Genomic DNA, 10,233 nt, shown 5'->3' on the forward strand with positions numbered 1-10,233 from the left:
TTCCTTGTTGTGTTGCGGAAAAGTTAAAAGACGTATGTAATTGACAAATAACATCAATTTAAAATATCAGATTGATTAATAACGTCACTTTAGCTGCCGTTCATAGGTGAAAAACGACACGATAGCGATGGTTGGCCGACCACCGCTGAGCAACCTCATACATTTATGGTGCCAGCTGGATAGATGGGAAAAGGAATGAAGGAGGAGATATGGCAGCGGAAAGTTCGAAAGGCATCAAGCAGTTCAAGGTCCCGCACGTATATGCGATCATCTTTGCACTTATGGTCATCTTCGCTGTTCTCACGTGGATTGTTCCCTCTGGGTCCTATCAGCGTCAGGAGGTGAACGGTCGTGAAGTCACCGTCGCAGGTACGTATGAGCAGAGTGAAAAGACATATATTGACGAGGAAACCGGGGATGAAGTAGATCTCAGACAAGGTGTCTTCGATGTTCTTCAGGCTCCAACGCGCGGTATACAAGAGGCAATTGAGGTCGTTGCATTCATCTTGATTGTGGGCGGTTCGTTTCAGGTTATTACTAAAACGGGCGCTATCACGAGCGGAATGGGTCGTGTCGTTCGCCGCTTTAAGAACAAAGACATTCTAATTATTCCTATTGCGATGGTTCTCTTTGCATTGGGCGGAACGAGCTTTGGCATGGCGGAAGAAACTCTCCCATTCTTTGCGATCTTCATGCCAATTATGATGGCTATGGGCTTCGACTCGATGACGGCGTTCATGGTCGTGTTCGTTGGAGCGCGCACGGGTTACATCGCCTCAACGATTAATCCGTTTAATGTTCTCATTGCGCAAGGTATTCTTGGTATTCAGGGCAACCCCCAGCTGTGGCTGCGTATGATTGCCTGGGTTGTTTTGACCGCCGTTGCAATTACTTGGGTTGTCCTCTATGCACGAAGGGTAAAGAAGAATCCTGAGTCATCGATCACATTTGAGGATGATATCGCCAAGAAAGTCGAGTTCGCTGCCGATGAATCTGCCCTTGATGCGGAATTTACGGGTCGTCAAAAAGGCGTGCTTGCGGTATTTATCGCTGGAATGTGCCTTATCATCTGGGGACTTGTGACCCAGGGCTGGTATATGAACGAGATTTCTGCGGTCTTTTTGGCCATGGGCCTGTTGGCTGGTGTTATTGCGGGCTTTAGTCAGGACGTCATCGCTCAGGAATTTGTTGCGGGTATCGCTGACTTTGCTTTCTCGGCAATTGTCGTTGGACTTGCGCGTGGCATCCTTGTCATTGCCTCTGACGGCATGATCATCGATACCATCCTCAATGCGCTCGCCACTGGTCTGGGCGGCATCCCGGCGGTTCTCTTTACTACGCTTCTTTATGCGGTTGAGAACCTCCTGGCGATCCTGGTTCCCAGCTCATCTGGCCTTGCAGCACTGACCGCTCCCATTTTTGGACCTTTGACCGAACTCATGGGCCTTAATCCCGAGGCTGCCGTGTGGGCTCTCTCCATGGGTAGCGCGACGATGTCTTTGATCTGTCCTACTAGCGCCATTCTTGTAGCGGGTTTGGGCGTGTGCAAGATCAAGCTTGGCCAGTGGTGGAAGACCGTTTGGAAATTCTTCTTGGTCGTGTCGCTCATCAATATCGTATTCGTAGCAATCTCGGGACTTATTGCCCTGTAGGTTTCATGGTTGAAATGGAGTAACAGGAATGTCTAAAGGACTGAATGTACACAGCGAGATTGGTAAGCTCAAGAAAGTTGTGCTTCACCGCCCCGGTCGTGACCTTGTGAACGTAAAGGCAGAAGAGTTCGAGGATGTCTGGATTCACGACTGTTTCTATCTTGATGTGGCTCAAAAGGAGCATGATGCCTTTGCGGATCTTCTGAGGAGCGAAGGTGTTGAGGTTCTCTATATGGAGAAACTCGTTGCTGAAGCGCTGGATGCATGCCCCTCGGCTCGCGCTGAGTTTACCGATACATTTATGGCTGAGAGCGGAATTGTCAATCCTATGCTTGAGCAGGCTGTTCGTGAAAAGCTCGACGCTATTTCAGATTCGTATCAGTTTGTACTTGAGGCTATGGGGGGGTATCGTTATCGTGACCTTGAGCTGCCTCGCGTCTCGACTACGCTTAGCATGATGGATAATGAGGATGCGAAGCCCGATGATTTGGTGTTGAAGCCTCTTCCGAGTTCATATTTCTCTCGCGACCCTCTTGCTTCCGTGGGCAAAGGCGTTCTGCTTCACCATATGTATTGGAAACAGCGAGATCGTGAAGTGCCCTTCTATGAAGCGATTTTCAAATACCATCCCGATTATGCAGGGACTCCGATTTGGTACGACCATAAGAATCCCTGGCATATCGAGGGCGGTGATGTGCTTAACATTAACGCTCATACCTTGGCTATTGGAATTAGCCAGCGAACTGAGGCGGCTGCGATTGAGGAGCTTGCAAAGAATTTGTTCTGGGGATCTGGGAATTCTGAGATCGATACCGTTTACGCTATTAAAATCCCCAACGGCTATGCTTACATGCATCTTGACACCGTTTGCACCATGGTGGATTTCGATAAGTTTACAGTTTATCCCGGTATTTTTGAGACCCTTCGTGTTTATCGTCTGACTCGTGGTGACTCTGAGGGAATGGTCGCTGTTCAAGAGATTGATGACACGCTTGAGCATATTCTTGAAATGGCTACTGGCGTGGAGAAGGTGCAGCTTATTGAGTGCGGTGCCGGCGATATGGTTGAGGCGTCTCGCGAGCAGTGGAACGACGGGTCGAACACTCTTGCCGTTGCTCCTGGTAAAGTCTGTGTTTACGAGCGCAATGTTGTCACAAATGATGAGCTCTACAAGAACGGTTTGGAACTTTTGGTCGTTCCCTCCGAGGAACTGTCCCGCGGTCGTGGCGGCCCGCGCTGCATGAGCATGCCCTTCTGGCGCGAAGATATTTAGTTGCAAATCCACTGTGATAGGAGATGGCGAATATGGGTGTTAATATCGCTGGTCGCAGTTTTCTGAAGCTGCTTGATTACACGACGGAAGAGATTGAGTATCTGCTTGAGCTTTCTGCTAACTTCAAAAGCATGAAGCGTGCCGGTGTTCCGCATAAATACCTTGAAGGCAAGAATATTGTTTTGCTATTTGAGAAGACTTCCACGCGTACTCGCTGCGCCTTCGAAGTTGGTGCACTTGACCTTGGCATGGGTGTAACTTATTTGGATCCGGGCTCGTCCCAGATGGGCAAAAAGGAGTCGATTGAGGACACGGCTCGCGTCCTTGGCCGCATGTATGACGGAATTGAATACCGCGGCTTTGAACAGGCGAAGGTTGAGGAGCTTGCTGCAAAAGCTGGGGTTCCCGTTTGGAATGGGCTGACTACTGAATTCCACCCGACTCAAGTGCTTGCCGATATTCTGACCATACGTGAAGAGTTTGGAGAGATTAAGGGCAGGAAACTTACATTTTTTGGTAAGGCGGCCGGAAACGTCGCCGATTCGCTCATGGTCATTTGCGCTAAGCTCGGCATTAACTACTGTTCTTGCGGCCCAATCGGGGGAAATTCGGAGGGGGCTACATCCTATGATCCTGAACTCCTTGCAGAATGTAGTCGTATTGCGGCCGAGCATGGATCGACGATTACCATTACAGAGGATATTGAGGAAGGCGCTCGTGATGCCGATGTAATTTACACGGATGTTTGGGTTGGCATGGGTCAGCCCGCAGAGCTGTGGGAAAGCCGCATTAAGCTCATGTCGCCGTATCGTGTGACCGCTGAGGTGATGTCTATGGCAAAGCCCGAGGCAATTTTCCTCCACTGCCTTCCGAGCTTTCACGATACTAATACTACTGTTGGTGCCGAAATTGCTGAGAAGTTTGGAGTCACCGAAACGGAAGTCACGGACGAGGTTTTTGAGTCCGATAAGTCTCGTGTTTTCCAAGAAGCGGAGAATCGCATGCATACGATTAAGGCGGTGATGTACGCAACGCTTAAGTAGCGGGGCGTTGAGAAAACAGTCGCAAATCTGTTTGCCATACTATATTTCTCTCAACAAGCTGATAGGATACAGGGGAGAATGATGCGCGCGTCAGTCGATTTTTTCGACTGACGCGCTTTGTGAAAGAGGCAAAGATGCGTACCGATGATTTTGACTACAACCTTCCTGAGGAACTGATTGCCCAGGCTCCTGCCGAGCCGCGCGACTCCTGCCGCCTGCTGGTGGTGGATCGCAAAGGCTCCCAGGCGGGGAAGCCGCTGGAGCACGGCGGTACCGTTGAGCACCGCATCTTCCGCGACATCATCGACTATATCGAGCCGGGCGATGTGCTCGTCATCAACAAGACGCGTGTGATGCCGGCCCGCCTGATCGGTCGCAAGACGGGCTCGGGCGGCGTGGTCGAGACGCTGCTGCTCAAGCGCCGCGAGGACGTGGATCCGCTCGGCCATGTTTGGGAGTGCCTGGTCAAGCCGGGCAAGCGTCTGAAGCCCGGTGCTCAGATTGAGTATCGCGCCGGTGGCGCCCATGCGCCCGAAGGGGCTCCCGTGGTGCTGACGGCCGAGGTCGTCGACTTTGTCACCGATAGCCGCGGCGGCCGTCTGGTGCGCTTCGAGCCAGCCGGTTGCAATGCCGCCGGCGAGCCGCGCACGCTCGACGAGGCCATTCACGCCGCCGGCCACGTGCCGCTGCCGCCCTACATTACCGATTACGAGGGCGATCCCGAGAAGTACCAGACCGTCTACGCCATGAAGGAGGAGCACTCGGCTGCCGCTCCTACGGCGGGTCTGCACTTTACCCCCGAGCTCATGGCCGCTATCGAGGCCAAGGGCGCGAAGTTTGCCGCCGTCGAGCTCGAGGTGGGTATTGATACCTTCCGTCTGGTGGAGGAGGACGACCCCACGCAGCACGTCATGCACACCGAGCGCTACCACGTGTCACAGGAGGTTGTCGACGCCGTGCATAAGGCGAAGGCCGAGGGGCACCGCGTGATCGCCGTCGGCACCACCGCGGTGCGCTCGCTCGAGAGTGCGTTTGACGCGGACGCGCCGGTGTCCAATCCGGCTGTGACGGCGCGCTATTTTGAAGGCCGCGAGGACGGTGCCGACACGCTCGGCCGCGGCGACATCGTGGCGCGCGAGAACGCCACGACGCAGCTTTACCTCATGCCCGGCTCGACCTATCACGTGGTCGACGCGCTGATCACGAACTTCCACGTGCCGCGCTCCACGCTCATGATGCTCGTAAGCGCGCTTGCCACCCGCGACCAGATCATGGATGCCTATGCCGCCGCCATCGAGGAGCGCTACCGCTTCTTCAGCTTCGGCGACGCGATGCTCATTTGTTAGTTACGCGGTTCTACGAACCGCGTAACCAGTTGACGCTGCAAACGCCCCTAAGCGGCAATCTGACGTTCAATCGTCGGGCATGACCAGAAGGTCAATGCCCTCCTCTTTCACGTCACCTTGCTCGCTTAGGGGCGTTTTCGCTGACTTTGCCAAAGCATCGGCAGGTACTCATTGGGGACGTACTTAAATGAGTGCCTGCAGAATGAGAGTGGATAATCTCCCGTTTTTGGCCTGCTTGGGGGCTCAAAGTGGGAGATTATCCACTCTCGTCATTGGGCTAGTCGTTGGGGACGTTCTTGTTTGACTAGTCGTTTAAGAACGTCCCCAATGACTACTTGCTTGGCGGCTGGTTTACTTGCTTGCGAACAGCCAGACTAGGATGATTACCAGGATTGCGGCGACGATGCAGACGATGGCGCCGGTGAATTTGATGCGTGAGTCGCGGGTACGCTCGCGCACCGCGTCCTCGGTGGCCTCGAGCTGGGCGACTTCTCGCTCGGTCTCGGTGTGTTCGGCTTTGTCTCGGGCCAAGGACCCTGCAAGCGACTCGGTGATCTCTGGGTGGTCGTGCACCTCGGTCGCCTGTTCGATGATCGACTGCGCATGTGCGGCATCTGCTTGGGCGTTGGCGATGGTCTGCTCCTGCTCGCGGCGTGCCTTGTCCTCCGCGGCGATCTTCTCGCGCAGTTCGCGCTGACGAGTCGCGGCGGCAGTCTTCGCCGTCTGCAACTCGTCGCGCGCGGCATCGGCTTCGGTCGTCACGGCTTGGTGCGCGCGTTTTGCGTCGGCGATAGGGGTTTGAGCCTGCTCGACTGCCTGCTCGGCTGCGGCAAGTGAATGCTCAAGGTCGGCGGTGATGCGCGGGACATCTTCTTCGGCTTTACGCAGGGCATCTGCTGTGTCGGAAATCTGCATCGAGAGCTCGCTGGTGCGCACCGTATAGTTGGCGGGATTTGCCGAGGGATTGCGTTGCAGCTCGGCATACTCATGACGCAGCGTCTCGAGCTGGGCGCGCGTGGCGTCGACGGTTTGTTGCGCGGCGGCAATGCCGGCGTCTCGCTCTGCCTTCACCTTGTCGCGGATGCGCTTGGAATCCTCAAGACGTCGAACGAGGCGGTTGCCGGTCTCGCGTGAGCTCGCCTCGCGGGCCTCCACGGCGTCGAGCGCGGCCTTCAGGCGGAGCTCAGTCGCGTCATCCTCTGTCTTCATTTGTTCGAGCTGACCCTTGAGCTCTGTCGCTTTGGAGGCGTGGGCATCACGGTCAATCTCGGCGGCCGCTGCAGTCTTTTGGGCCGTGGCAATCGCCTGGCGCTGGTCGGCGACGATCTGGTCGTAGCGGCCTGCGATATCCTGGCGCGTCTCGAGTTCCTCGGCCTGATCGGCAATGCGCTGCTCAAGTTCGGCCAGGTGGGCGCGGGCATCGGCAAGTGCCTTTTTCGCGGCGTTCATCTCGCGCATGGCCGAGGCGCCCTGGGCGATAAAGGTGCCCACGGCGTTCGCAGTGTTCGAGACAGCGGTCCCCAGATCGCGGCTCGCGGCGGGGGAGTGCGGGGCAGTCGGGCGAGCGGTGTCGGCAGCGTCCGCATCGGCAGTCTGCGGCACGGCGATATTGCCGGTACCGCCTTCGATCACAGAAAAGCCTGCTGCGTGCGGGTCGACCGCATCGGTGCCAATCGTGGGATGCTCGAGCTGCAGAAACGAGGGCATGGTGCTGCCCTGGTCGGCAACCGGAGTCTCGCCGGGTACGAAGGTCGAGGCTGCCTCGGCGGCCTCCTCTTCCTCGGCGTCAACGTCAGCGTCGGCCACGGCGTCTTTCATCGCTTTGACGGCATCCATCATGGAGTCCATGACGGCGTCGAGCTCTTCTTCCGAAGAAACCTCGATAGGGCCCGCAGCTTGCGGAGCAGCATCCTGTACGGGGTGGTCGTCCTGAGCGGGCGCATCGTCGTTTTGCTCGTCTGCATCTTCGGCGCCAGGGGTTTCCGCCGTAGCGCTTTCGTCTAAGATGGGGTCGTCGAGGCCAATATCATCGCAGGTCACAGCGTCAGCATCTGCGGTGACGTCTGCGGAATCATCAATATGCTGTTGAGTCTGGGGGTCCAGCTCGTCTGTCATAGGCATGTGCTCCTCATCGTTGTTTGTCACCCTATGATAAAGTCTCGCGCCGACATCCCGCGCGCTGCAGCAAAGTTTCAAAACGTGTTCGATGGCTCGCGTCGATAGCAAAAACTCGGCCACTTTATCCAGTTTGTGCTTGACATCCCCTTCGCCGAATGACGTTGTGCCGTTCGCCTGCCGCAGTCTTTATTTTTCACTTGAACACGTTAAAGTTGCATTTCAGCTTTTGGCGCGTGAATTTGGGTGCGCGCAGTCGGCGGGCGTGCCCGTCGTGATTTGAAAGGACTTTCTTATGGGACTTTTCACTGGCAAGACCGTGATCGTCACCGGCGGCGGCAAGGCCACGCTTAAGGACGGTTCCGCTGGCTCCATCGGCTACGGCATCGATATCGCTTTTGCCAAGGAGGGCGCAAACCTCGTCATCACCGGCCGCAACGTTGCTAAGCTCGAGGCCGCCAAGGAGTCTCTCGAGGCCGAGTACGGTGTCAAGGTTCTGCCCGTTCAGGCCGATGTTTCGGCCGGTCAGGACAACGAAGTCGTCGTCCAGAACGTCATCGACAAGGCCATTGAGGAGTTCGGCCGCATCGACGCCGTCGTCAACAACGCTCAGGCCAGCGCCTCGGGCGTGACCATCGCCGACCACACCATGGACCAGTTCAACCTGGCCATTTACTCCGGCCTGTACGCCACCTATCTGTATATGCAGAAGGCCTATCCGCACCTGAAGGAGACCAAGGGTTCCGTGGTCAACTTTGCTTCGGGCGCCGGCCTGTTTGGCAACTATGGCCAGTGCAGCTATGCTGCCGCCAAGGAGGGCATCCGCGGCCTGACCCGCGTTGCTGCCAACGAGTGGGGCAAGGACGGCATCAACGTCAACATCGTGTGCCCGCTTGCTTGGACCGCTGCGCTCGAGAACTTCCAGGATGCCTATCCCGAGGCGTTCAAGGCCAACGTCCACATGCCGCCGGCGGGCCATTACGGCGACGTCGAGAAGGAGATCGGCCGCGTTGTCGTTCAGCTCTGCGGTCCCGACTTTAAGTATATGAACGGCGAGACGGTCACCCTCGAGGGTGGCATGGGCCAGCGGCCTTAAGGGTTACGCGGTTTTACCAAACCGCGTAATGGCTCGACGCTGCGCGGTCGCCAGAGCGACAACTTGTCATTCAAAGAGGACGGCATGACCAGAAGGTCTATGCCGCCCTCTTTTCATGCCAATTTGTTCGCTCTGGCGACCGCTCGCTGACATTTCCAAGACATCGGCGTTGCTGTGGCTTTCGGGAATGATTCGTTGGGGACGGAGGAAAACGGATCATTTTTATCCTGGTGCATTGGTGCAAGGGGGCAGGTTTCCTTTGCACCAGTTTCTGTCGAGTCGGTGCTTCTTGCGGGTTGCCCGTATAATGGTTTGCGTATGAACCGCAACCAAGGAGTTCCAGTTTATGGACCAGAACCTTTTTAAATTCGACCTGATTACCGAGGATCCGACGACGCACGCGCGCGCCGGCGTACTGCACACCCCGCACGGCGACATCGAGACGCCGATCTTTATGCCCGTGGGCACTAAGGCAAACGTCAAGGGCATTCCTACCGAGACTGTCAAGAAGCTCGGCGCCCAGATCGTGCTCGCCAATACCTATCATCTGTCCATGCGTCCCGGCGAGGATACCATCGCCGAGCTGGGCGGCCTGCACAAGTTCATGAACTGGCACGGCCCCATCCTCACCGACTCGGGCGGTTTCCAGGTCTTCAGCCACAACGATGCCGTCAAGCTCACCGATGAGGGCGTGCGCTTTATCGTCAACGATTACGACGGCCGCCACGTGTTTTGGACGCCCGAGGACAACATGGAAATCGCCATGAAACTCGGCTCCGATATCTGCATGCAGCTCGACCAGTGCCCGGGCTATCCCGCCACGCGCGCCTACGTTGAGCGCGCCGTTGAGCTGTCGAGCATGTGGGCCGAGCGCTGCTATAAGGCGCATACCCGCGATGACCAGGCGCTCTTTGGCATCGTTCAGGGCGGCATGCACCTGGATCTGCGCCTGCGTTCGCTGCGCCACCTGGAGGAGTGCGGCGACTTCCCCGGTTACGGCATCGGCGGCTACTCGGTGGGCGAGGACCACGAGACCATGTTCGAGACACTGGCGCCGCTGGTTTCCGAGTATATGCCTAAGCACAAGCCGCGCTACCTCATGGGCGTCGGCAACCCTACCACGCTCGTGCGCGGCGTTGGCGTGGGCATCGACATGTTCGACTGCGTGCTGCCGACGCGCACCGGCCGCATGGGTACGGCGTTCTCCAGTGAAGGTCGCCTTAACTTCCGCAACGCGCGCTTTGCGCACGACGACGGCCCCATCGATCCCACCTGCACCTGCCCGGTGTGCACGGGCGGCTACAGCCGCGCGCTCATCCGTCACATGGTCACGCAGAAGGAGATGCTCGGCGGTATTCTGCTGTCGATGCACAACATCTATTACCTGCTCAACCTTATGCAGCGTGCCCGTCAGGCCATTATCGAGGGCCGCTACGGCGCGTTTGTGAGCGACTGGATGAACAGTCCTGCGGCGGTGGACTACTAAGAGCGGCGCGGGCGCTTGCAGAGCGCGGGCAATGGCAAGGGGCGAGCACCGGCCGGTCATCACGTTCGCTAACACCGCTTGCGCGACCGATGACCGATAGCTTGCAAGCACTTGATGCATCGTGGGTACCATACCGAATAGTTGATGTTCGGGCGGGTGTTTGACGCATGGCGTCGTGAACTGCCTCCCATTTCTTGGACACGAGAAATGGGAGGCTTTTTA

At 56.8% G+C, this 10,233-nt stretch carries 7 protein-coding genes; 6 read left to right on the forward strand and 1 reads right to left on the reverse strand.

Annotation, left to right across the window (positions count from 1 at the left end):
- Positions 1-209 precede the first annotated feature (209 nt).
- From DW171_RS08980 to queA, 4 genes are all read left to right on the forward strand, one after another.
- Positions 210-1,652: a YfcC family protein gene (locus tag DW171_RS08980; protein ID WP_035137320.1), complete on the forward strand. Its 1,443-nt coding sequence runs from the start codon at positions 210-212 to the stop codon at positions 1,650-1,652.
- Positions 1,653-1,680: 28 nt separating this feature from the next.
- Positions 1,681-2,925: an arginine deiminase gene (locus DW171_RS08985; protein WP_035137319.1), complete on the forward strand. Its 1,245-nt coding sequence runs from the start codon at positions 1,681-1,683 to the stop codon at positions 2,923-2,925.
- A 32-nt stretch (positions 2,926-2,957) separates the two neighbouring features.
- Positions 2,958-3,968 carry an ornithine carbamoyltransferase gene (gene argF, locus DW171_RS08990; protein ID WP_118271001.1) on the forward strand — a complete coding sequence of 337 codons (1,011 nt, stop codon included), beginning with the start codon at positions 2,958-2,960 and terminating at the stop codon, positions 3,966-3,968.
- A gap of 134 nt (positions 3,969-4,102) precedes the next feature.
- Positions 4,103-5,314, forward strand: coding sequence for a tRNA preQ1(34) S-adenosylmethionine ribosyltransferase-isomerase QueA (gene queA / locus DW171_RS08995; protein WP_118271002.1), 1,212 nt, complete (start codon positions 4,103-4,105; stop codon positions 5,312-5,314).
- Positions 5,315-5,665: 351 nt separating this feature from the next.
- Here the strand turns inward: queA and DW171_RS09000 are convergent, their stop codons facing one another.
- Positions 5,666-7,429, reverse strand: a complete 1,764-nt coding sequence (locus DW171_RS09000) for a hypothetical protein (protein ID WP_117839731.1) — start codon at positions 7,427-7,429, stop codon at positions 5,666-5,668.
- A gap of 295 nt (positions 7,430-7,724) precedes the next feature.
- Between DW171_RS09000 and DW171_RS09005 the strand changes: the two genes are divergently transcribed.
- Both DW171_RS09005 and tgt read left to right on the forward strand, forming a co-directional pair.
- Entirely contained in the window at positions 7,725-8,525 is an 801-nt protein-coding gene (locus DW171_RS09005; RefSeq protein WP_118271003.1) for an SDR family NAD(P)-dependent oxidoreductase, read from the forward strand.
- A gap of 346 nt (positions 8,526-8,871) precedes the next feature.
- Positions 8,872-10,011, forward strand: a complete 1,140-nt coding sequence (tgt, locus tag DW171_RS09010) for a tRNA guanosine(34) transglycosylase Tgt (RefSeq protein WP_118271004.1) — start codon at positions 8,872-8,874, stop codon at positions 10,009-10,011.
- The last annotated feature ends 222 nt before the right edge of the window (positions 10,012-10,233 follow it).

It is taken from the genome of Collinsella sp. AM15-2 (genome assembly GCF_003471985.1).
Classification (GTDB): domain Bacteria; phylum Actinomycetota; class Coriobacteriia; order Coriobacteriales; family Coriobacteriaceae; genus Collinsella.

Coding starts and splice junctions, on each gene's coding strand:
- DW171_RS08985 (WP_035137319.1), top strand. CDS start 1,681: ATGTCTAAAGGACTGAATGTACACAGCGAGATTGGTAAGCTCAAGAAA.
- DW171_RS09005 (WP_118271003.1), top strand. CDS start 7,725: ATGGGACTTTTCACTGGCAAGACCGTGATCGTCACCGGCGGCGGCAAG.
- DW171_RS09000 (WP_117839731.1), bottom strand. CDS start 7,429: ATGACAGACGAGCTGGACCCCCAGACTCAACAGCATATTGATGATTCC.
- argF (WP_118271001.1), top strand. CDS start 2,958: ATGGGTGTTAATATCGCTGGTCGCAGTTTTCTGAAGCTGCTTGATTAC.
- queA (WP_118271002.1), top strand. CDS start 4,103: ATGCGTACCGATGATTTTGACTACAACCTTCCTGAGGAACTGATTGCC.
- DW171_RS08980 (WP_035137320.1), top strand. CDS start 210: ATGGCAGCGGAAAGTTCGAAAGGCATCAAGCAGTTCAAGGTCCCGCAC.
- tgt (WP_118271004.1), top strand. CDS start 8,872: ATGGACCAGAACCTTTTTAAATTCGACCTGATTACCGAGGATCCGACG.